The sequence below is a fragment of the Kitasatospora sp. NPDC054768 genome, from assembly GCF_053612025.1.
Genome location: NZ_JBSHBN010000081.1, coordinates 1 through 22,450, shown reverse-complemented (window position 1 = coordinate 22,450; position 22,450 = coordinate 1). Strand labels below are relative to the sequence as shown.

General features: G+C 74.8%; 17 protein-coding genes. 14 read left to right on the top strand and 3 right to left on the bottom strand.

The features are described from left to right. Window positions 1–48 precede the first annotated feature (48 nt). The 8 genes from ACWGKU_RS23250 to ACWGKU_RS23215 all read left to right on the top strand — a co-directional run bounded on the left by ACWGKU_RS23250 (window position 49) and on the right by ACWGKU_RS23215 (window position 11,655). Window positions 49–342 (top strand): YlxR family protein, encoded by a 294-nt coding sequence (locus ACWGKU_RS23250; protein WP_392865171.1) that lies wholly within the window; start codon window positions 49–51, stop codon window positions 340–342. 229 nt (window positions 343–571) lie between these two features. Next, window positions 572–3,697: a translation initiation factor IF-2 gene (gene infB, locus ACWGKU_RS23245; protein ID WP_452179572.1), complete on the top strand. Its 3,126-nt coding sequence runs from the start codon at window positions 572–574 to the stop codon at window positions 3,695–3,697. 152 nt (window positions 3,698–3,849) lie between these two features. Further along, window positions 3,850–4,146 (top strand): DUF503 domain-containing protein, encoded by a 297-nt coding sequence (locus tag ACWGKU_RS23240; RefSeq protein ID WP_452179571.1) that lies wholly within the window; start codon window positions 3,850–3,852, stop codon window positions 4,144–4,146. Between the two features lie 153 nt (window positions 4,147–4,299). After that, window positions 4,300–4,740, top strand: a complete 441-nt coding sequence (rbfA, locus tag ACWGKU_RS23235; RefSeq protein ID WP_359909144.1) for a 30S ribosome-binding factor RbfA — start codon at window positions 4,300–4,302, stop codon at window positions 4,738–4,740. Between the two features lie 2 nt (window positions 4,741–4,742). Continuing rightward, window positions 4,743–5,846: a DHH family phosphoesterase gene (locus tag ACWGKU_RS23230; protein ID WP_401046157.1), complete on the top strand. Its 1,104-nt coding sequence runs from the start codon at window positions 4,743–4,745 to the stop codon at window positions 5,844–5,846. A 35-nt stretch (window positions 5,847–5,881) separates the two neighbouring features. Beyond that, entirely contained in the window at window positions 5,882–6,811 is a 930-nt protein-coding gene (truB, locus tag ACWGKU_RS23225) for a tRNA pseudouridine(55) synthase TruB (RefSeq protein WP_359909139.1), read from the top strand. A 192-nt stretch (window positions 6,812–7,003) separates the two neighbouring features. Then, window positions 7,004–10,645, top strand: coding sequence for a serine protease (locus ACWGKU_RS23220; RefSeq protein WP_401046154.1), 3,642 nt, complete (start codon window positions 7,004–7,006; stop codon window positions 10,643–10,645). A 65-nt stretch (window positions 10,646–10,710) separates the two neighbouring features. Further along, window positions 10,711–11,655, top strand: coding sequence for a bifunctional riboflavin kinase/FAD synthetase (locus tag ACWGKU_RS23215; RefSeq protein ID WP_401046151.1), 945 nt, complete (start codon window positions 10,711–10,713; stop codon window positions 11,653–11,655). A 58-nt stretch (window positions 11,656–11,713) separates the two neighbouring features. Here ACWGKU_RS23215 and ACWGKU_RS23210 read toward each other — a convergent pair whose 3' ends face one another. The 3 genes from ACWGKU_RS23210 to eccE all read right to left on the bottom strand — a co-directional run bounded on the left by ACWGKU_RS23210 (window position 11,714) and on the right by eccE (window position 15,989). Beyond that, complete coding sequence (locus ACWGKU_RS23210; RefSeq protein WP_452180834.1) at window positions 11,714–13,870, bottom strand: MinD/ParA family ATP-binding protein; 2,157 nt, start codon at window positions 13,868–13,870, stop codon at window positions 11,714–11,716. A gap of 131 nt (window positions 13,871–14,001) precedes the next feature. After that, the gene (locus tag ACWGKU_RS23205) at window positions 14,002–14,769 is read right to left on the bottom strand and encodes a hypothetical protein (protein WP_452180833.1); all 768 of its coding nucleotides are present in this window, start codon (window positions 14,767–14,769) and stop codon (window positions 14,002–14,004) included. Continuing rightward, window positions 14,769–15,989 carry a type VII secretion protein EccE gene (gene eccE, locus ACWGKU_RS23200; RefSeq protein ID WP_452180832.1) on the bottom strand — a complete coding sequence of 407 codons (1,221 nt, stop codon included), beginning with the start codon at window positions 15,987–15,989 and terminating at the stop codon, window positions 14,769–14,771. Before eccE ends, ACWGKU_RS23205 begins: the two co-directional genes overlap by 1 nt. Window positions 15,990–16,376: 387 nt before the next feature. On the opposite strand from eccE, the gene ACWGKU_RS23195 reads away from it, so the two are divergent. From ACWGKU_RS23195 to ACWGKU_RS23170, 6 genes are all read left to right on the top strand, one after another. Further along, window positions 16,377–18,062, top strand: coding sequence for a type VII secretion protein EccB (locus ACWGKU_RS23195; RefSeq protein WP_452180831.1), 1,686 nt, complete (start codon window positions 16,377–16,379; stop codon window positions 18,060–18,062). Between the two features lie 182 nt (window positions 18,063–18,244). Further along, on the top strand, window positions 18,245–18,550 hold the full coding sequence (locus tag ACWGKU_RS23190; protein WP_401053681.1) for a WXG100 family type VII secretion target: 306 nt from the start codon (window positions 18,245–18,247) through the stop codon (window positions 18,548–18,550). 120 nt (window positions 18,551–18,670) lie between these two features. Beyond that, the gene (locus ACWGKU_RS23185; RefSeq protein ID WP_401053682.1) at window positions 18,671–18,961 is read left to right on the top strand and encodes a WXG100 family type VII secretion target; all 291 of its coding nucleotides are present in this window, start codon (window positions 18,671–18,673) and stop codon (window positions 18,959–18,961) included. Window positions 18,962–19,059: 98 nt separating this feature from the next. Then, window positions 19,060–20,331: a type VII secretion-associated serine protease mycosin gene (gene mycP, locus ACWGKU_RS23180; RefSeq protein ID WP_401055303.1), complete on the top strand. Its 1,272-nt coding sequence runs from the start codon at window positions 19,060–19,062 to the stop codon at window positions 20,329–20,331. Between the two features lie 201 nt (window positions 20,332–20,532). Beyond that, complete coding sequence (locus tag ACWGKU_RS23175; protein ID WP_359911618.1) at window positions 20,533–21,072, top strand: SigE family RNA polymerase sigma factor; 540 nt, start codon at window positions 20,533–20,535, stop codon at window positions 21,070–21,072. Between the two features lie 90 nt (window positions 21,073–21,162). Continuing rightward, window positions 21,163–22,416 (top strand): hypothetical protein, encoded by a 1,254-nt coding sequence (locus tag ACWGKU_RS23170; RefSeq protein WP_452180830.1) that lies wholly within the window; start codon window positions 21,163–21,165, stop codon window positions 22,414–22,416. Window positions 22,417–22,450: the final 34 nt, after the last annotated feature.

Here is a 22,450-nt window from a genome sequence, read left to right as displayed (position 1 = left end):
TCCTCCGGGTTCGGTGGGGCGGCGCCATGTCGCTTCGGAGGGGTAGACTTGCCTTCGTCTGGCCGGACGCATGTCCGAGCACGCCCGGAACGCACCTGCGTGGGCTGCCGCAAGCGCGCGGCCAAGCACCAGCTGTTGCGTGTCACGGCGGTCGAGGGCGAGTGCGTCCCTGATCCCCGTGGCGCACTCCCGGGCCGGGGCGCTCATCTGCACCCCGATCCGACCTGCCTCGACCTCGCGGTCCGCCGTCGGGCGTTCCCCCGGGCCTTCCGGCTCCAGGGCGCGCTCGACACCGAGCGGCTCCGCGGGTTCATCGGGGAGCGGGCGGGCGAAGCCTCGTAGCAGGGCCGCCTCCCGCGACGGCCGCCGCTCGCGCGGCGGAGAACCACCGCAACAAGCACAGCGCTCGGGAAGCCGCGCGCCGTGCCACCAGTCAGGTACCTCGCGATGTGGAAGTAGGTCGAGATTGCGATGAGCTCTCGATGAGTACGCGATGAGTACGCGATGGGTACGCCCATGAAGTAGCGACAGTCCGGCGGACGAGACCCCCGGACTCATAGACAGGAGTGAAGTGGCTAAGGTCCGGGTTTATGAACTCGCCAAGGAGCTTGGCTTGGAGAGCAAGGCCGTCATGGCCAAGCTCACCGAGCTCGGTGAGTTCGTCCGTTCGGCGTCCTCGACGATCGAGGCGCCGGTCGTGCGCAAGCTGACTGACGCGCTTGGTGTGGCCCCCACTGGTGGTTCCGCCGCCAAGCCGGGTCCGCGGAAGTCCGCGGCGCCTTCCCCCACCGCCGGCTCGGGTTCCCCGAAGCCGGGGGCCCCGACCCCGGGTCCGCGCCCCAGCGCGACCCCTGGTCCCCGTCCGACCCCGGCTGCCGCCGCGCCTTCCGCGCCGGCCGCCCCCGCCGCCCCGAAGTCGGCCACGCCGGCTCCGGGTGCGCCGACTCCGGGCCCGCGCCCGGCCGCGCGTCCCGCCGCTCCGGCGGCCCCGGCCGCGCCCGCGGCCGAGTTCTCCTCGCCGGCTCCGGCCGGTGACGCCCCGCGTCCGGCCGCCCAGGCCCCGCGCCCCAGCGGCCAGGCCACCGGCGGTGCCCGTCCGGGCCCGCGTCCGGCCGGTCCGCGTCCGGGCAACAACCCGTTCACCTCGGGCAGCGCGACCGGCATGGGCCGCCCCGGCGACCGCCGTCAGGGCGGTCAGGGCGGTGCTCCGCGTCCGGGCGGTGCCCAGGGCGGCGACCGTCCGCGTCCCGGTGGCGACCGTCCGCGTCCCGCCGGTGCTCCGGGTGCCGGTGCCCCCCGTCCGGGTGGTGCTCCGGGTGCGGGTGCCCCCCGTCCGGGTGGTGCCCCGCGTCCCGGTGGCGACCGTCCGCGTCCCGCCGGTGCTCCGGGTGCCGGTGCCCCCCGTCCGGGTGGCGCCCCGCGTCCCGACGGCATGCCGCGTCCGGCCGCGCCGCGTCCCGGTGGTCCGACCCCGTCCGGCATGCCTCGCCCGAACCCGGGCATGATGCCGCAGCGTCCGGCCGGCCCGCGTCCGGGTCCGGGTGGCCGTGGTCCGGGTGGCCCCGGCGGCCGTCCGGGTGGTCCGGGTGCCGGCGGTGCCCGTCCCGGCTTCCAGGGCCGTCCGGCCGGTCCGGGCTCGCGTCCGGCCGGTGGCGGTGGCTTCGGCGGTCCGCGTCCCGGTGGCGGCGCCCCCGGCGGTGGCGGTGGCTTCGGCCCGCGTCCCGGCGGCTTCGGCGGTCGTCCCGGTGGCCCGGGTGCCCGTGGTGGCACGCAGGGTGCCTTCGGTCGTGGCCCGGGCGGTCGCCCGGCTCGCGGTCGCAAGTCGAAGCGGGCGAAGCGCCAGGAGTACGAGGCCATGCAGGCCCCGTCCGTCGGCGGTGTGATGCTGCCTCGCGGCAACGGCCAGACCGTTCGCCTGTCGAGCGGCGCCTCGCTGATGGACTTCGCGGAGAAGATCAACGCCAACCCGGCCGCGCTCGTCTCCGTCATGTTCAACCTCGGTGAGATGGTCACCGCGACCCAGTCGGTCTCCGACGCCACGCTGCAGCTGCTGGCGGACGAGATGGGCTTCGTCCTGGAGATCGTCAGCCGGGACGACGAGGACCGTGAGCTGCTGGAGTCGTTCGACATCGACTTCGGCGCCAACGAGGGCGACGAGGACCAGCTGGCCCCGCGCCCGCCGGTCGTCACCGTCATGGGTCACGTCGACCACGGTAAGACCCGCCTGCTGGACGCCATCCGCAAGTCCAACGTGGTGGCCGGTGAGGCGGGTGGCATCACCCAGCACATCGGTGCCTACCAGGTGGCGACGGTCGTGAACGGCGAAGAGCGCCCGATCACCTTCCTCGACACCCCGGGTCACGAGGCGTTCTCCGCCATGCGTGCCCGTGGTGCCAAGTCCACCGACATCGCGATCCTGGTGGTCGCGGCCAACGACGGTGTCATGCCGCAGACGGTCGAGGCGCTGAACCACGCCAAGGCCGCGGGTGTGCCGATCGTGGTCGCCGTCAACAAGATCGACGTCGAGGGCGCCGACCCGACCAAGGTCCGCGGTCAGCTGACCGAGTTCGGTCTGGTGGCCGAGGAGTACGGCGGCGACACCATGTTCGTCGACATCTCCGCGCGCCAGGGCCTGAACATCGACCAGCTGCTGGAGGCCGTGGTCCTGACCGCGGACGCCTCGCTGGACCTGCGGGCCAACCCCGAGCAGGACGCGCAGGGTATCGCCATCGAGGCGCACCTGGACAAGGGCCGCGGCGCCATGGCGACCGTGCTCGTGCAGCGCGGTACCCTCCGCGTCGGCGACTCGATCGTCGTGGGCGACGCCTACGGCCGCGTCCGCGCGATGCTGGACGAGAACGGCAACAGCCTCGCCGAGGCCGGCCCGTCCCGTCCGGTGCTGCTGCTCGGTCTGACCTCGGTGCCCCGCGCCGGCGACAGCTTCATCGTCGTCGACGAGGACCGCACCGCCCGTCAGATCGCCGAGAAGCGCTCGGCCCGCGACCGCAACGCCGCCTTCGCGCAGCGTCGGGTCCGGGTGTCCCTGGAGGACCTGGACAAGGCCATCGCCGCCGGCTCCATCGAGCAGCTCAACCTCATCATCAAGGGTGACGTCTCCGGTTCGGTCGAGGCCCTTGAGGACGCCCTGGTCAAGCTGGACGTCGGCGAGGAGGTCGAGCTCCGGGTCCTGCACCGCGGTGTGGGTGCCATCACCGAGTCCGACGTGGACCTGGCGATGGGCTCGGACGCCATCATCATCGGCTTCAACGTGCGCGCCGAAGGCCGTGCGCGCGCCGCGGCCGACAAGGAAGGCGTGGACGTCCGGTACTACTCGGTCATCTACCAGGCGATCGAGGAGATCGAGAACGCCCTCAAGGGCATGCTCAAGCCGGAGTACGAGGAGGTGCGCCTCGGCGCCGCGGAGATCCGCGAGGTCTTCCGCTCCTCCAAGTTCGGCAACATCGCCGGTGTCCTGGTCCGCGACGGCATCATCCGCCGCAACGCCAAGGCCCGCCTCATCCGCGACGGCAAGGTCGTGGCGGAGAACCTCTCGATCGAGGGTCTGCGCCGCTTCAAGGACGACGCGACCGAGGTCCGCGAGGGCTTCGAGGCCGGTGTCACCCTGGGGTCGTTCAACGACATCAAGGTCGAGGACATCATCGAGACCTACGAGATGCGCGAGAAGCCGCGCGCCTAGTCGGTGTCAGCCGGGGCCGGTCGACGGGTGGTAACTCCGTCGACCGGCCCCGGTCTCGCTGTGTAGGGTCCGGGAAGTAGTCGGACACAGCGGAGCCGGCCCGGTTCCGGGTTGCTCCCCGAGGCCTTCCAGGTCGGCGAGACCTGTCATACATGTTCGTGGGAACACTCACCTTCGACCTGCTGCTGGGCGACGTCCACTCGCTCAAGGAGAAGCGTTCGATCGTGCGGCCCATCGTGGCCGAACTGCAGCGCAAGTACAGCGTGTGCGCTGCCGAGACCGGGAACCAGGACCTGCACCGCCGGGCCGAGATCGGTCTGGCGGTGGTGGCCGGCGAAGCCGGGTACGTCACCGAGCTCCTGGACAGCTGTGAGCGGTTGGTCGCCGGCCGCCCCGAGGTGCAACTCCTCTCCGCGAGGAGGCGCTACCACAACGACGACGATGAATGAGGCCCGTGGAGCCGGTCGGCGGAAGTCGCCGTTCTCACACGGATCAGGACCGAGAGCGCCCGCAAGGCCGGGCGCGGGCCGGTACTTTGGGGCGTGGGCCCCGACGGGTGCGCAGCTCACCCGGGTACCGGGCCCACTGCACGAGGAGGCAACGTGACCGACACCGCAAGGGCGCGCAAGCTCGCCGACCGCATTCAGGTGGTCGTCGCCCAGACCCTGGAACGGCGGATCAAGGACCCCCGTCTGGGGTTCGTGACCATCACCGACACCCGGGTGACCGGAGACCTGCGCGAGGCCACCGTCTTCTACACCGTCTTCGGTGACGAGACCGAGCGCGAGGCCACCGCGGCCGCGCTGGAGAGCGCCAAGGGCGTGATCCGTTCCGAGGTCGGCAAGATCGGCGTGCGCTTCACGCCGACGCTGACCTTCGTCGCGGACGCGCTGCCGGACAACGCCCGGAACATCGACGACCTGCTCGACCGGGCCCGCACCTCGGACGCCGCCGTGCGCACCCAGGCCGCGGGGGCGGACTACGCCGGCGGCGCGGACCCGTACCGGGTTCCGGCGTCCGAGCGTGACGACGAGGACGAGTAGTCATGGCGGGTGAGCCGGCGCGGGCCGCCCCGCGAGCCGGATCGACCACGGGGGCGTCCTCCACCAGCACGGTGGAGGGTGCCCTCGCGGCGGTCCCGGGCCCGCGCACCGAGGAGAGCGGGTTCGAGCTGATCTGGCAGCAGGTGGTGGCGGAGATCGGGCGGGCCCGTTCGATCGACCTGATCTGCCACATCTGCCCGGACGGCGACGCGCTGGGCTCCTCGCTGGCGGCCGCGCTGGCGCTGCGCGCGCTCGGCAAGCAGGTGCGGGTCTCCTTCGGTGACGATCCGCAGATCGTGCCCGAGTCGCTGGTCTTCCTGCCCGGCCAGGAGCTGATCGTGCCGGCCGCCGCGGTGCCGGAGGTGCCCGAGCTGGTGCTCTGCTTCGACGTGGCCGCGGAGAGCCGGCTCGGCCTGCTGCACGACAAGGCCTTCGCCGCGCCCGTCCTGGTGGTGTTCGACCACCACGCCTCCAACCCGGGCTTCGGCACCCACCAGCTGATCGACCCGACCGCTCCGGCCACCGCCGTGCTGGTCGACGAGCTGCTGCGCCGGCTCGGCGTCGAGCTGGACGAGGAGCTGGCCACCTGCCTCTACACGGGTGTGGCCACCGACACCGGCTCGTTCAAGTACCGGGCCACCACGCCCGCCACCCACGAGCTGGCCGCCCGGCTGCTGGCCACCGGCATCCGGCACGACCTGATCTCCCGGCAGCTGTGGGACACCTCGTCCTTCGGCTACCTCAAGGTGCTCGCGGGCGCGCTCGACCGGGCCGTCTACGAGCCGGAGGCGGCCGACGGGCTGGGGCTGGTGTGGACCTGGGTGCCGTACCAGGACCTCGCGCTGTTCAGCGTCACGGTCGAGGAGATCGAGGGACTGATCGACATCCTGCGCCGCCCGGCCGAGGCCGAGGTGGCGCTGGTGCTGAAGCAGGACCCGGACGGCACGCTGCGCGGCTCCTCGCGCTCCCGGGGCGTGGTGGACGTCGCCGCGGCCTGCGCCGAACTGGGCGGCGGTGGGCACGTCCACGCGGCCGGATTCAGCGTCCGGGAGGACGTGGCCGTGGTGGTCGAGCGGTTCCGGGGCGCGCTGCGACCGGTACGTTGATCATCTCTGCTGATGTTGTTGAGAGAAAGAACCCGATGAAGCGCAAAGGCACCGGCCCGGACGGCCTGGTGATCGTCGACAAGCCCGAGGGCATCACCTCGCACGGGGTCGTCGCCAAGCTGCGGTGGCTGGCCGGGACCCGGAAGGTCGGCCACGCCGGCACCCTGGACCCGATGGCCACCGGCGTGCTGGTGATCGGCATCGAGCGGGCCACCCGGCTGCTCGGCCACCTGATGCTCACCGCCAAGACCTACGAGGCGACCGTCCGGCTCGGCCAGACCACCGTCACCGACGACCGCGAGGGCGAGGTCACCTCCTCGGCCCCGGCCGACGCCGTCACCCGGGAGGCGATCGACGCCGGGATCGCGGCACTCACCGGCGAGATCATGCAGGTGCCGTCCAAGGTCAGCGCGATCAAGATCGACGGCAAGCGCTCCTACGCCCGGGTGCGCGAGGGCGAGGACTTCGAGCTCGCGGCCCGGCCGACCACGATCCACTCCTTCACCGTGCACGAGCAGCGCGCGGCGGTCGCCGAGGACGGCACGCCGGTGATCGACCTGGACGTCACCGTCGAGTGCTCCTCCGGCACCTACATCCGGGCGCTGGCCCGGGACCTGGGCGCCGGGCTCGGCGTCGGCGGCCACCTGACCGCGCTGCGGCGCACCAAGGTGGGGCCGTACGGGGTGGAGTCGGCGCGCACCCTGGAGCAGCTGGAGGCGGAGGTCACCGGCGAGGACGCCAAGGGGCTGGAGGTGCTGCCGATCGCGGAGGCCGCGGCGGCCGCCTTCCCGCGCTGGGACCTGGACGAGGCCTCGGCGCAGAAGCTGTCGCACGGCGCCCGGCTGAAGGCGCCCGGGATGGGCGTGGACGGGCCGATCGCGGTGTACGGGCCGGACGGGCGCTTCCTCGCGCTGGTCGAGGAGAAGGGCGGGCAGGCGAAGCCGGTCGCGGTCTTCGTCGGCTGACGGCCCCACCGCTGTTCGGAGCCCCCGTCGGGAGTCATCCCGACGGGGGCTCCGCCGTTCCCGCGACACCTTCACCCGCACGAGGGAGCGCGCGGAGCGAACGCCCGTGGTGAGCGGCGCGGGCGCGGTCGGGGCGCCGCTCCGGCGGGCAGGCTCCCGACGGCGAGCGAGCGACGGCCGAAGGGGTACGGGATGCCGGGGTTTCCGGAGGGCGATCCGGGGCGGTACCTGCTGCGGATCCGCGACCTCGACGGGCGGCTGCACGGCTTGGGGTTCGTCGCCGACCCGCAGGGGAGCGTGCTGACGGCGCACGAGAGCGTGGCCGGCCTGGACCGGATCGTGCTGCACACCCCCGGCGGGCAGACCAGGGTGCTCGGCCCGGACGCCGTGCTGCCACTGCCCGGGTACGGCCTCGCCCTGCTGCGGACCGAGGCGGTCGGCGGGCTGCCGGTGCCGCCGCTGCCGCTGGCCCCCGCCGCGGCCGCGCGGGAGGTGCTGCTGCCCGCGCTGGCGGGGGAGGACGGCCGGGTGGTCGCGCTGCGCTGCGGGCTGCTCGGGGTCACCGCGGCGGCGTACCGCGGGCACCGGCTGGGCGGGGTGCTGCTGCTGGACGTGCCGGTGGTCGGCGGGGTCGCGGTACCGGCCGGCTCGCCGGTGCTGGACGCCCGCAGCGGGGCGGTGGTCGCCCTGGCCGCGCCCGCCCTGGGCGGGCCCCGGCACGGCGGGGCGCTGCCGGCCGTGGCGGTGGGGGCGGGCCCGTCGGACGGGACGGGCGGAGCCGAGGCGCTGGCCGGGCTGCTGGCGGGCAACGCGGCCGCGGTGCCCGGCTACGGCCCGGCGCTCAACCTGGCCGGGGTGCTGCGGCTGACCGCCGCCCAGGTGACGGCGGCCGGTGCCGGGCCGGGCCGGGTGGCCCACCTGGCCGCCGACCGGGTGGACCGGCCGGACGGCCTGGCCGGGGACGCTCCGGCCGCGACCGTCACCGTGCTGGTCGGCGCCCCCGGCAGCGGGCGCACCACCGAACTGGCCGCCCTGGCCGCCCGCCGCCACGGCGGCGCCCACCCGCTGCCCACCCTCTGGCTGCGCGGCGCCGACCTGCACGCCGACGACCGGTCGCTCGCCGAGCCGGTGGAGCGGGTGCTGGCCGCCGCGGCGGCCGGACTCGGCACCCCGGCGCCCGCGCCCGAGCCGGTGGCCGCGCTGTGCGCGGCGGCCGGCCGGCCGCTGCTGGTGGTCCTGGACGGCCCCGAGGAGGCCCCGCTGCCGGTGGACGCGCGCTGGCTGCGCGGCGCCGGCCAGTGGCTGACCGGCTGCGGGGCCCGGCTGGTGACGGCCTGCGGGGAGGAGCTGTGGGAACTGCTCGCGGCCGAGACCTGGGGCAGCGGCACCCCGGGCCCCCGCCGGACGGAGGAGCCGCACCCGCACGGGGACCTGGGCAGCGCCCCCACCGTGCGGATGGACGGCCGCGGCCACGGCGGGCCGAGCCTGGCCGGACAGCGGCTCGGCCCGCTGCCCCCCGAGGCGGCCGAGCGGGTGCGCCGCCGGTACGGGCTGCCCCCCGGGCACCCGGCCGCCGCCGAGGACGCCCGGCACCCGCTGGCCGTCCGGCTGGCCGGGGAGCTGTGGGCCCAGGGGCTGCACGACGGGCCGGTGCGCCGGGGCGACCTGTTCGGCGCCTTCCTGGACCTGCGCTGCCTGCGGGTGGCCCAGCGGCTGGCCGAGGAGGCTCGGCCGCGCCGCCCGGGCGCCCACCGCCGGGGCGCGGTGCGGCCCGGCACGCCGCGGCACCGGCGGGTGCGCCGGCTCGCGGCGGCGGTGGCCGGGCGGGTGCACGAGGCGGCCCGGCGGATGCTCGGCGGCCGGTCGGACGGCGGGCTGGAGCACGCCGTCTTCGAGGAGCTGTTCCCGGTCGAGGGCGGCTGGGCCACGGCGGTGCTCGCCGAGGGCCTGTTCGTCCCGGCCGGGCCCGGATTCCGCTTCGCGCACGGGGAGTTCGCGGACTGGCTGCAGGGCCGGCACCTGGACCTGGACGCGGCGCTGCGGCTGCTGCTCGGCGAGGCCGAGGACACCGCGCCCTGGCCGGCCGGCGAGCCGGAGGAGCCCGGCGGCCACCGCGCGGGGGAGCCGGCCGACGGGGCGAACGCCGTGCCCCGGCACCGGATCGGCCCGGTCGTCGCCGCGCTGCGCCGGGTGGCCGAGACCTGGGGCGCCGGCGCCCTCGACCCGTGGCTGCACCGGATCTGGCGCGCCCTGGACCTCCGCCCGCCGGGCAGTGAACCCGCCTGGTGGGCCGCCGGGTTGCTCGCCGCGGGTCTGACCGTCGGCCCGGACCCGGCCGAACACCGGGCACTGCTCGACCAGTTGGCGTCCCGGATCGCCGAACGGGCGGGCCCGGCGGGCACGGCGGCGCTCCGGGCGGCCGGACTCGGCCGCTTCGGCCCGGCCTTCTGGACCGGCCTCGGCCTGCCCGTCGAGGCCGAACTCGACCTGCTGCGCCGCCTGATGCCCGCCGACGGCCCCGGGCAGCGCTACCTCGCCGCGGTGGCCGAGCGGCTGCGCGCCGACCCGGTCGCGGTGTTCCCGCTGCTCTGTGCCTGGTTCGAGGACGCGCGCGGCCTGCCGGGGCGCCCCGGCCGCACCGTCGCCGACGTCGCCCACGACCTGCTGCGCGCCCACCGCCGGCTCGCCCTGGACGAGCTGGCCGACGCGCTGGCCGCGGCCGCGCACCCGAGGGCGGACGCACTGCTGACCGTGCTCGCCGCCGAGGAGCCGTCCGCGCTCTGCCGCGCGGTGGACCGCTGGAGCCACGACCGGCGGCCCGAACGGCACGTCGCGGCCGCCGTGCACGCGCTGCGGACCGCCCCGTACGCCTCCGGTGCCGGGGCGGAGCTGCTGCGGTACACCGCGCTGACCCTGCTCGCCCGGGAGGACGAGCCCGGCCTGCACGGGGCCGCGCTGGCCCTGCTGGTCGGTGACCCGGCGACCCGCTCCGCGTACCTGCCGGCCGCCCTCGCCCGGCTCCGGGCCGGCGGCGACGCCTTCCTCACCCCGCGGGCGCTCGCCCCGGCCCTGGAGAGCGACCCGGAGCCCGTCCTGGCCGCGTTCGCCGCCCGGTCGGCCGGCCCCGGCGCGGTCCTCGCCGAGACGCTGCGGGTGCTCGCCGACGCCACCGCCCCGGCGGCCGTGCGGCGGGGCGCCGAGCTGGCCGCCGGGCTGCTGCGGGCGGACCCGGCGCCGGCCGGGCCGGTCGCCGTCGACTACCTCGGCCGCCGGCTGGGGCGCGCCGGCGCCGTCGGCCCGGCCGACCGGCTGGAGCTGCGGGTGCTGCTCGGCGTCGCGCTGGCCGCCCGCGGGGCGGAGGTCCGGCGGCCGTTCGCGGAGGTGCTGTCCGTCCCGGTGGCCGACCCGGCGGCGGACGCGCTGCGCTGCGAGCTGCTGGACACCCTGCTCGCCACCGAGGCCGACCCGGCGGTGCTGACCACCGCCGTGGAACGGCTCGCCGAGCACTGCGCGGCCGAGAATCCCGCCCGGGCCCGGGCGGTGCTGGCCCGGGCCACTCCGGGGCTGCCGGGCGCGGACGAGCTGCTGGTGCGCTGCGCCGGACGGTCGGCGGCCTTCGCCCGGCTGCTCGCCCGCTGGCCGTCCGGCGCCGCGCCGACCGCCCCGGACGGCCCCCGACTGGCCCGGATGCGGGCCCTGACGGCGGCCGGACGGGACCCTCAGTACGCCGCCGCCGAGGCCGAGCGGGCCGTGTCCGGGCGGGCGGCGGGGCCCTCGGCGGGCTCAACCCGTATTCCGGTGCCTGAGCCGGGGCAGGCGCATGGCACGCTATAGGGGTTCGGGTTTTGAGCGTTTGAGCGTACAGAGGGTACGCGCCGTACGGAACAAGGAGCGGTCAGGTGCAGCGCTGGCGTGGCCTGGAGGAGATCCCCGGGGACTGGGGACGCAGCGTCGTCACCATCGGCTCGTTCGACGGGGTGCACCGCGGGCATCAGCTGATCATCGGGCGGGCGGTCGAGCGGGCCCGCGAACTCGGTCTCCCGGCGGTCGTGGTGACCTTCGACCCGCACCCGCGCGAGGTCATCCGGCCGGGCAGCCACCCGCCGCTGCTCGCGCCGCACCCGCGCCGCGCCGAGCTGATCGCGGAGCTGGGCGTGGACGCGGTGCTGGTGCTGCCGTTCACCACCGAGTTCTCCCAGGAGTCCCCGGAGACCTTCGTCCGGCAGGTGCTGGTGGACGCGCTGAGCGCGCGGGTCGTCATCGAGGGCCCCAACTTCCGCTTCGGCCACCGGGCCGCCGGGGACGTCGCGCTGCTCGGCGAGCTGGGCCGGGCGGACGACTTCGAGGTCGAGGTGGTCGACCTCCAGGTGTGCGGTACGGCCGGGGCCGGCGAGCCGTTCTCCTCCAGCCTGACCCGCCGGCTGGTCGAGTCCGGGGACATGGCCGGCGCGGGCGAGGTGCTGGGCCGCCCGCACCGGGTCGAGGGCGTGGTGGTGCGCGGCGCGCAGCGCGGCCGCGAGCTGGGCTACCCGACGGCCAACGTCGAGACCGTGCCGCACAGCGCGATCCCGGCCGACGGCGTGTACGCGGGCTGGCTGACCGCGGACGGCGAGCGGATGCCGGCGGCGATCTCGGTCGGCACCAACCCGACCTTCGACGGCACCGCCCGCACCGTGGAGGCCTACGCCATCGACCGGGTCGGCCTGGACCTGTACGGGATGCACGTGGCCGTGGACTTCCTGGCCTACCTGCGGGGGATGGAGAAGTTCGACTCCATCGACGCGCTGCTGGACCGGATGGCCGACGACGTCAAGCGGGCCCGTGAGCTGACCGACGGCGTCTGAGCGCCGCAACGCCGGAAGGGGCCCACCGACACCAGGTCGGTGGGCCCCTTCCGCCGTTTCACTGCTGGGGCGCCTGCGGCGGGTAGCCGTAGCCCGGTCCCGGCTGCTGCCCCCAGGGCGCCCCGGGAGCGGGCTGCGGCGGGTAGCCGTACCCGGGCGGGGGCGGCGGGACCTGGCCGGGCTGCGGGGCCCACGGTGCCCCCGGGGCGGGCTGGCCGGCCTGCTGCGGGTACGGCTGGGGCTGCTGCTGCGGGTCGGCGTACGGCTGCGGGTAGCCCGGCTGGGCCTGCGCCTGGGCCTGCTGCTGCCAGCCGGCCTGCTGGGCGGCGGCCTGCTGGGCCCGGACGATGTCCTCGCCGACCAGGGTGGCCAGATCGAAGTAGGCCTCGCGGACCTTGGGCCGCATCATGTCGAGGTTGACCTCGGCACCGGCCGCCAGGCTCTCGTCGAACGGCACCACGACGACGCCGCGGCAGCGGGTCTGGAAGTGCGCGACGATGTCCTCGACCTTGATCATCTTGCTGGTCTCGCGCACCCCGGAGACCACCGTGATGCTGCGCTGCACCAGGTCCGCGTAACCGTGCGCGGAGAGCCAGTCCAGGGTGGTCGAGGCGCTGGAGGCGCCGTCCACGCTGGGGGTGGAGACGATGATCAGCTGGTCGGCCAGGTCCAGCACGCCGCGCATCGCGCTGTACAGCAGGCCGGTGCCGGAGTCGGTCAGGATGATCGGGTACTGGCGGCCCAGCACGTCGATCACCTGGCGGTAGTCCGAGTCGTTGAAGGTGGTCGAGACCGCCGGGTCGACGTCGTTCGCCAGGATCTCCAGGCCCGAGTTCAGGTCCTGCGAGGTGAACTGACGGATGTCCATGTAGCTGCGCAGGTGCGGGATGGCCGTCACCAGGTCGCGGATGGTCGCGCCGGTCTGGCGCTTGACCCGGCGGCCCAGGGTGCCCGCGTCCGGGTTGGCGTCGATCGCGATCACCTTGTCCTGGCGCTCGCTGGCCAGGGTCGCGCCGAGCGCGGTGGTGGTCGTGGTCTTGCCGACACCGCCCTTGAGGCTGATCACGGCGATCCGGTAGCAGCTCAGCACGGGGGTGCGGATGATCTCCAGCCGGCGGGCCTTCTCGGCCGCCGCGGCCTTGCCGCCGAACTGGAAGCGCGGCTGCTGGCGCTGCTGCTTGGGCTGGCTGCGCAGCAGCCGGTCCGAGGACAGCTCGACGGCGGCGGTGTAGCCGAGCGGCGCGCCGTGCGCCGTCTGCTGCGGGGCGGCGGCCTGCTGGAACGCGCTGGGCTGCGGGGCCTGCGGCGGCTGCTGCTGCCACGCCTGGCCGGGCAGGGGCTGGCCGGGCAGGCCCTGCGGACCGGGCTGCGGCTGGGCCGGCTGCTGGTACGCGGCGGGCTGCGGCCAGCCGCCCTGGCGCGGGTCCACCGGGCCGGGCTGCGGCACCGGACCGGGCTGCGGCGGGACGGCGGCCTGCTGGGCTTGCTGCGCCTGCTGGGCCTGCTGGGCCTGCTGGGCCTGCTGGGCCGCCCACGCGGCCTGCGGGTCCCAGGCCGCCGCCGGGCCCTGGGGGTCCTGGGGGTGCTGCGGCGGGGCCGGCGGCTGCGCGAAGTTCTGCGGCTGGCCCGGCTGGACGGGCTGTCCCGGCACTGCGGTCGCGGCGGGCGGCGCCGGGTAGGGCTGCGGCACGGGCTGCTGCGCCGCGGCCTCCGGCAGCGCCCATGCCGGGGCACCGGGCTGCGGCTGCTCGGGGACCGGCGGAGTCGGGGAGGGCACCGGGAAGGGGACGTGCTGCGCCTCGGCCTGCACCGGCGGGGCGGGCGCCGCGGGCACGGGAGCGGGTACCGGCGAGGGTGCCGGAGCCTGGACCGCGGCCGGCGTGGCCTCGGCCGCCGGGGGCGCGGCCTGGCCGGGCACCGGAGCCGCGGCCGGCTGCTGCGCCGGAGCGGGCAGGGGGGCCTGGGCCTGCTGGGCCTGCGCCGGAGCAGCGGCGGGCGTCGGGGCACCGGGTGCCGCGGTCGTGGCCGCGGCGGCAGCGCCCGGAGCCGTCGGAGCGCCCGCCGCCGGTGCGTTCGGAGCCGGTGCGTTCGCGGCTGCCGCGGGCTCGGTCTGGACGTACCAGGACGGGGGAGTGTAGTCAGGCGCGTCCGACCAGTCGTCGTCGTCCTCCGCCGCGTTGTCGCCGACGTAGACGCCGTCCCGATCGCTGCTCACTCTGGCTCCCTCGTGTTCGCCGCCGCTTGTTCAGCGGTGCCGTTGCCACATCAAAGACTAGGCCGTACGGCAACCCCCGTTGAAGGCGGCTTCGCATCCCCGCCGGCCCGCCCGGTGCGGCGGGCCGGCGCTCAGTCCATCCGGCGCGGCCCGCCGAGCACCTGCTGTTCGGCCTGCCCGGCCACGGCCCGTACGTACTGGCGGCGCATCCTGGTGGCCCACAGGGTCAGGTCGTCGCCGAGGGTGGGCAGGGAGGCCACGTCCTCCGGCGGCAGCGACAGGATCCGGCCGGTCAGTTCCGCCTCCTGCGGCGAGATCCGCTGCACGCCGACCAGGTCGGCCGCGTTCAGCACCCGGGAGGCGTTCGGGCCCAGGTAGGGCAGCAGGGTCAGGGTGGTCTGCCAGGGGGCGGCGGAGAGCCGGCTGCGCGGCGGGCGGGCGCCGAGGTCGCGCACCACCAGCACCGGCGAGGCCACCGAGGCGCCCTGCGGGCCGAGCCGGCCGACCTGGTGGACCGTCACGCACGGCTGGCCGCCGCCGGCCGCCTGGGCCATCGGACCCCACAGCTGTCCGCGGGCGGTCTCCACCGCGACGCGGGCACCGATCGCGGCCGCCCGCAGCGCGATGACCTGCGCCGTCCACATGCCGCCGACCAGCACCAGGTCGTACGAGGTCGGGCGGAACAGGCCGAGCACCGCGGGCAGCCCCTGCGGGTCGACGCCGATCACCACGCCGTCGTCGCCGACCGGGAAGGCCAGCGACGCGAGGTCGGCCGGCTCCAGCACGTGCTTCTCCCGGCGCGGGCCGCGCAGCCCGAAGCCGGGCAGGATCCGCGGCCGGGTCCGGCGCTGCTCGGCGCCGGGCTGGGGGCCGGCGGTGGGGTAGGTCTGGTACGCCATCAGGAAGCCCCTCCGAGCGGCAGGGTGGCGAGCATGCCGGGGGCCTGCTCCAGGTCGAGCCGGACCAGGCCGAGCCCGGTGCTCTGGGCGCGGCTCTCCACCTGGCGGCCGATCTGGCCGACCTCGCTCTCGTTGCGGCCGGTCACCCGCACGTGCCCGCTGACCGTCACCGAGCCGCCGGTGCCGTGTCCGGCGGTCAGGCTGAAGGTGCTGGCGAGGGCCGGGGAGCCGGTGATCAGGTTGACCAGGTCCGGCGCGGCGATCCGGCCGGGGGCGCCGCCGGGGCGGCTCAGCTGCGGCCAGCGGGAGATCCAGTACGTGGTGTGCCAGCGGTCGTCGATCCGCCAGAACCGGTTGCCCTCCTGGGTGCGGCGGGTGGTGCCGCCGCCGCTGCCGGTGCCCTGACGGCCCGCCACCGCGATCGGGTTGGCGCAGGTGGCGATGGCCAGTGCGGCGATCAGCTCGCGCTCGTCCAGCACGGTCGCGTTGAAGCCGGCGCTGTTGAGCCGGCCGGCCAGCTGGTCGGTGACCCGCTGCAGCGCCTTGCGGGCGCCGTCCTCGCCGCCGCCGCGGGCCCGGACGGCGGTCGCCGCGCGTTCCGGGTCGAGCTTGAGCGCGATCCAGGTCAGCCGCAGCCCGGGGGTGGCGGTGCCGTCCGGCAGTTCGCGGTAGGCGCGGGCGGCCAGCGACTGCTCGGGCAGGTGCTGGGCCGGGGCGGGCTGGGTGTGCTGGACGAGCTGCACCGACTCCAGGGTGATGTCGTCCACCGTGAGCGCCGAGCAGATCACGTCCAGCGGCAGCGGCAGGGCGGTGCGCACCGGGCGCAGCGGCTGGTCCTTGGCCTGGACGAGCAGCACCGAGCTGAGGAAGGTCCCGTCGCCCACCATGCCGGTCTCCCGGCGGACCGGGCGGCCGCCGAACTCGGCCTCGGTGGCGTGGGTGCAGGTGCGCAGCCCCGGTTCGAGTTCCAGGGCCGGCGCCAGCGCCGGGTCGGTGCCGGCCGGCGGCAGCAGCGTCCTGGCCTGCTTGCGGCGGGACTTGAGGGCGGCGCGGACCCGCAGCAGTTCCGGGACGGTGCGGCCGCGCACCGGGACGAGCGCGAGCACGAGCAGCACCAGCGCGACCGCGCCGAAGCCGGCCGCGACCGGTCGGCTGATCGTCCAGCCGACCGCGACCAGGGCCGCCGCGACCTCGACCAGGACGAGCTGTTGGAGCTTCAACCGCCCTGCGAGCAGCCCCGGTCGGGGGTTGACCCGGACCTGGACGGCCCCGCCGCCCCCGCTGCCGGTCGGCTGCGGTCCGGCGGTCCCGGTCCCCGGTCCCGTCTCGTTCGCCGGTGCGCTGTGCTGCGCCCGGCCGGACCGGCGCGGCCTCCCGCCGCCCGCACTGCGGCGGCGTCCTGGAGCGGTCTGGCTTGGCATCCCCCGGTGGCCCTCTCTGATCCGTTGTCGCGGCCCGGCTGGCTGTGTCGCGGACCGTACCCGTACCGTACTCACCGTCTGCTGCCGCATCGTAGAGGGTTCGCGCCGGTTCGTGCCCGGCGGGTGACCACGGGGCCGGTCGGTCTGACAACGCCCGACAACGTCTGACAAGGGGGACGACGAGGTATGGCATCGCGCCGGGACGAGCTGAACGCGTACACCTTCGCCCGCAAGCGCACGGTGGGCGCCTTCCTGCTGCCCGCCGGTGGCGGCAGTGACGAGGACGCGCCGCGTCCGGTGAAGGCGGTGCTGCCGAGTGTGCTGGCCGGGGCGGTGTTCGTGGCCGGGTTCGGGCTCTGGGGGGTCTTCAAGCCGAGCGCGCCGGTGAAGTGGGACGACGGCAAGAACATCATCCAGGGCAAGCAGTCGACGACCCGGTACGTGGTGCTCATCGACCAGGACCAGAAGACCAAGCGGCTGCACCAGGTGCTCAACATGTCCTCGGCGCGGCTGGTGCTGCCCGCGGGCGCCAAGGTCGTGGTGGTGGACGACGGGGTGCTCGACCGGTACCCGAACCACGGGCCGACGATCGGCATCCCGTACGCGCCGGACAAGCTGCCGACCACGGACAACGCGAGCAAGCCGATGAAGTGGGCGGTGTGCGACCGTCCGGGCTCGGACGACAAGCAGGAGACCGTCAACCAGGCGGTGTTCGTGGCGGCCGGCGCGGACGCGACGGCGCTGGCGGCCAAGGACCGGATGCTCGGCCCGGACCAGCTGCTGCTGGTGCAGCAGGCCGACGAGCAGCAGGTCTCGGCCGCGCCGGTGCCGGGTCAGCCGGCCGCCGCGGGTGCGGCGGTGTACCTGGTGGACGCGCAGGGCCGCAGGCACCTGATCGGCTCCCCGCAGTCGGACGACAGGGAGCGCAAGGCGCTGATCACCGCGGTGTTCGGGCCCAACGCGGTGCCGCAGCGGGTCAAGCGGGACTGGCTGGAGACCCTGGTGGACGCCACCCCGGTCACCTTCCCGCAGGTCGACGGGGTCGCCGACAGCCAGGGTGCCAACTCCAAGGTGGAGCTGAGCAACCAGGCCGACCGCCGGGTCGGCCGGCTGGTGCACTACCAGGACCGCCACTACGTGGTCGGCAAGGAGCAGCTGTACCTGGTCACGCCGTTCCAGGCGGACCTGATCCGGCAGAACCCGGCGTTCCAGATGCTCTACAAGTACGACCAGGACAAGAAGCCGCGCAGCGACGAGATGACCCCGGCCGACAACGCCCAGTGGGGCGTCGACGCGCCGCTGAAGGGCACCGTGGCGGACTGGCCGTTGAAGACCGGCGCGCCGGTGAACAACCAACAGGACCGCCAGGACGCCCGGATGGTCGTGTGCAGCACCTACGACGGCGTCGCCGAGGACGGTGCCACGGCCAAGCGCAGCGTCTGGGCCGGGACTTCGTACCCCGCGCCGTACAACAACGGCGCCGGGGCGGCGTACGTGACCCCCGGTCACGGTCTGTTCTACCGCTCGCTGGACCACTCGGCCGCCGGCTCCGGAACCGATTTCCTGATCACCGAGACGGGGTTGCGCTACTCCGTCCCGTCCAACGGCGACGGCGGCCCGCGCCCCGGCGCCTCGCCCCAGCCCGGCCAGAGCGGTACCCCGAAGCCGCCGACCCCGCCGGCCGGTGCCACGCCGACTCCCGGGGCCACGGCCCAGGATCCCGGCCGCCAGCCGGAGGAACCCGGCGGCAACCAGGCCCGGTTGGGCTATCAGGGGGTCCGGCCGCTGCCGGTGCCGAAGGAGTGGTCGAACCTGGTGCCGGCCGGCCCGCCGTTGACGGCGACGGGCGCCGTTCAGCCGCAGAACGCCTGACGGGCCAAGCGCGGCAACCGAATTGGCCTTAGTGTCATGGTCTGGTAACTACTCGGTGATCGATGTTGGGCGAGCTGCGTGTGCCGACTACAGTGCTGCTGGACATCACACCGGTGATGGCGGCGGTCGGCCCGCAGGGCCCTCCGTACACGCAAATGTTGTCTCATGGGGGACGGTGGAGCATGGCTCAGGGTCAGTTCACGATGACCGCGCAGGAGATGCTGGCATTCGCCAAGCAGATCGAAGAGGCCATCGGCAAGATCGAGGCTGAGAAGAACAAGCTGATCAGCACGGTCTCCGGCATCACCGGCGGTTGGCAGGGCGCGGCCGCGACGGCCTACACGAGCCTGCAGAACCGGGTCAACGAGGACATCGCGGCGCTCAAGGAGTCGCTGAACGCGATCAAGCACGCGATCGAGCTGACCACCAAGCACTACGCGAGCACCGAAGAGGAGCAGAAGGCGATGTTCTCCTCGGCCCAGGGCTGATCACCGCACTCGCGCTGATCAAGGCACCCGCGCCGACCGCCGTTCTGCCCCGCTCCACCGCTCTGCGGAGCGTCCGCCACTGACCGCGCGGCGCTCCGCACCCTCGTCAAGGGAGACAACGTGTCCGACCACATTCTCGTCAACTTCCAGACCGTGCACCAGGCGGCCGAGGAGGTCAAGGCCTCGGCGAGCCGCATCGACCACCTGCTGAACGACCTCAAGGGCAACGTCACCCGCATCGCCACCAGCTGGGAGGGTATCGCCCAGCAGGGCTACCAGGCCCACCAGGCCAAGTGGGACGCCAAGGCCAACGACCTCCAGCAGGCCTGCGCGCAGATCGCGACCTCGCTGGAGCAGGCCGCGCAGAGCTACCGGACGACCGAGGACGCCAACGCCAAGCTCTGGGGCTGACGTTCGGGTTCCTTGAGGAACGACAGGGGGCGGGTACCCGGATTCCGGGCACCCGCCCCCGACGCGCGGCACGGGTGAACGACATGAGGGGTGGCAGGGTGTCCCGACACGGGTCCCGGAAGGCGGCCGCGGCGATCGCCGCGCTCACGGTGCTGGGCGGCCCGCTCGCCGCCCCGGCGTACGCCGAGGGCGGGCCCGCGCTGGCCGCGGCCGGCGACTGCCCCAAGAACGCGCCCGATGTGCCGACCGTGCCGTGGTCGCTCCAGCGACTGCTGCTCAACGAGCTGTGGCAGGGAGGGAAGACCACCGGCGTGGGCGTGAAGGTCGCGGTCATCGACACCGGGGTCGACCTGGGCAACCCGCAGTTGGCGGGCCAGGTCCCGGCCGACTCCTCCGGTCAGAAGCCGGTCGACAAGCTCCAGGCGGGCTCCAACCTGCTGGTCAACCGGGAGACCAAGGAGCCGGTCAAGGGCGCGTCCGTCGAGGACCCGGTCGGTCACGGCACCAAGGTCGCCGGCATCATCGCCGCCCGGGTCCGGCCGCAGACCGGTTTCGTCGGACTGGCTCCCGACGCCCAGATCCTCTCGATCCGGCAGAACGACAGCGACGGCAACGGCGACGTCTCCACCCTGGTCCAGGCGATCAGGGAAGCGGTCGACAAGGGCGCCGGGGTCATCAACATCTCCCAGGACGTGCGCGGTGCGGGCGACGCCCGCTTCGGCGGGTACCAGGACCTGAAGGCCGCCGTCGAGTACGCGGAGTCGCGCAACGTCGTGGTGGTCGCCTCCACCGGGAACGACGGCAAGGAGGGCGACACCTACCCGGGCGCCTTCCCGACCGTGCTGGCCGTCGGCGCCTCCGACCGCAACAACGAGCGCGCGCCGTTCTCCCAGTACGGCAGCTTCGTGAAGGTCGCCGCGCCCGGTGTCGACATGCTGTCCACCGTGCCGGGGAGCGGCCAGTGCGTGGACAACGGCACCAGCTTCGCCGCCCCGTACGTCTCCGGCCTCGCCGCGCTGCTGAGGAGCGCCCACCCGAAGTGGAAGGCGGCCCAGGTGCGGGCCTGGATCGAGCAGACCGCGCAGCGGACCCAGCGCGAGCCGGACAAGTTCATCGGCTGGGGTGTGGTGGACCCGGTCAAGGCCGTCACCAAGGCTCCTGAGGACGCGCCCTACGAGCCCATCCCGGACGCCCCGGTGCAGCTCGCCGCCGCGCCGATCGTGCCGCGCCCGGTGGGCCTCGGCGAGACCCAGGCCGACCGCGACGGCCGTACCGCGACGTACGTCGTGGGCGTCGGTGCGCTGCTGGTGGCCCTGCTGATCGGCGGCGGCGTGGTGCTGCGCGACCACCGGCGCAAGTCCGCCGACTGACGCCCGGCCGGCGCCTGCCCGCCTGACCGCCTGACGTCTGACCGCCTGACGCCTGTCCGCCCGAGGCCCGCCCGACCGGTGCCCGCCCGGCGCCCGGCGCGGGCCGGCTCACCGAAAATCCGCCGGGACCCCTGTAACACCGCCGCCCGCCCGCCGCATCGATGAAGTGTCAGGGAGGGCGGACCGCGGGGGGCAGGGCGCATGAGGTGGATCGGGGCGGGCCGGGAGGCCAAGGACGCGGAGTTCCTGGAACTCGTCTCCGGCCGCACCGGCCACCTGTACCGCTCGGCCTGCCTGCTCACCAGCGGCGACACCCACTACGCCGAGGACCTCGTGCAGGAGGCCCTCAGCCGGATGTACGTGCTGTGGCGGCGCAGCGCCTTCACCGGCCGGGGCCGGATCGACAACCCGGCGGCCTACACCCACACCGTCATGGTGCGCACCTTCCTCGCCCAGCAGCGCCGCCGTTCCAGCGGCGAGCGTCCCAGTGACGTCCTGCCGGAGCCGGCGGGACACGACACCGACAGCACCCTGCGGCTGACCCTCCTCGACGCGCTCGGCCGGATGCCGCCCAAGGACCGCGCGGTCCTGGTGCTGCGCTACTGGGAGGACCGCAGTGTCGAGGAGACCGCCGAGGCGATGCGGGTCTCCTCCGGCGCCGTCCGCACCCGCACCACCAGGGCCCTGAACCGGCTGCGCGCCCTGCTCGGCGACTCGCTGACCGAGCTCGCCGCCCGCTGAGGCCGGCGGGCGCCCGGCCGTGCGGCGCTTCCCGCCATCCGTGACACGGCACTTCCCGCAACCCGCGACGCAAGGAGACGGTGAACACCCATGTCCGAACCGGACAAGTTCGAGGACGATCTTCTCTATGCCCTCACCCGTACGGGCGAAGGCTTCCGCACCGAACAGGCAGACCTGGTCGCGGGCGGCTACCGGCGCGGCCGCCGCCGCTGGCGCCGCCGCTCGACCGCCGCCGTGGTGGGGGGTGCGGCCGCGCTGGCCCTGGTGGGCACCGGCGCGGTGTTCCTGGGCTCCCCGGCCGGCAAGGACGCGGGCACGGTGAGCGCGGCCTCCGCCCCGGCGGGCGCCACCCCCGACGCCACCGGCAGCGCCGCCGCCGCGGCCACCCCGACCTCGGTGAAGTCCTCCGCTCCGACGGTGGTCTCCGGTGACGAGGTGGTGGCCACCTTCCGGGCGCTGCTGCCCAAGGGCCAGGTGTCCGACGCGAAGGGGCATGGAACCGACGAGAACAGGGGGAGGTACGCGGACGCCAACCTGGTCTTCGACGACGGCCAGGGCCGGTCGCTGATGGGCCTGAGCATCCAGAAGCACCGTCCCAAGGACGTCCAGCCGCAGACCTGCCCGACGAACCTCAAGATCGCCTCGATGGACTCCTGCACCGTCACCGTCCTGCCGGACGGATCGAAGCTCATGCTCACCCAGGGCTACGAGTATCCGGACCACCGGGCCACCACCAAGGAGTGGCGCGCCTCGGTGACCCGTCCGGACGGCGGGCTGATCGGCTTCAGCGAGTGGAACTCCCCCCAGGAGAAGGACGCGCCGGACAGCCGGCCCAACCCGCCGCTCACGCTGGACCAGCTGAAGGCCGTCGTCACGGACAAGTCCTGGGACCGGGTCGTCGCGGCCCTCAAGTTCGACGGCGTCGACACCGAGGCGATCGACCCGGGCCTGTCGCTGCAGGACCGCGAGACCGTCCTGACCGGGCTGTTGCCCTCCGGGGTGACCGTGACCGACCGCAGGAGCCGGGAGCTGCGGGCGGACTTCGAGCTGGCCGGGGGCGGGCGGACCGGGACCCTGACGCTGACGGTCGAGAACTGGGCGAAGGCCCCCGACGACCGGCCGGGACCGGAGTCGTACCAGGACGCGGAGACCCTGCCGGACGGGACGAAGCTCCTCGTGCGCGGCGCGGTGGCCAGCGCCCCGAAGGGAGTGCTGGTCGTGGACGCGATGCGGCCGGACGGCATGGAGGTCCTGGTCACGCTGGCGTCGAAGGGCGATCCGCTGATGACCGCGGCGGAGCTGCGGGCGATCGCCACCAGCCCGCAGTGGAAGCCCGGGAAGTAGCGGGAGACGGCGGTGCCCCGGGCTGGGGGAGGCC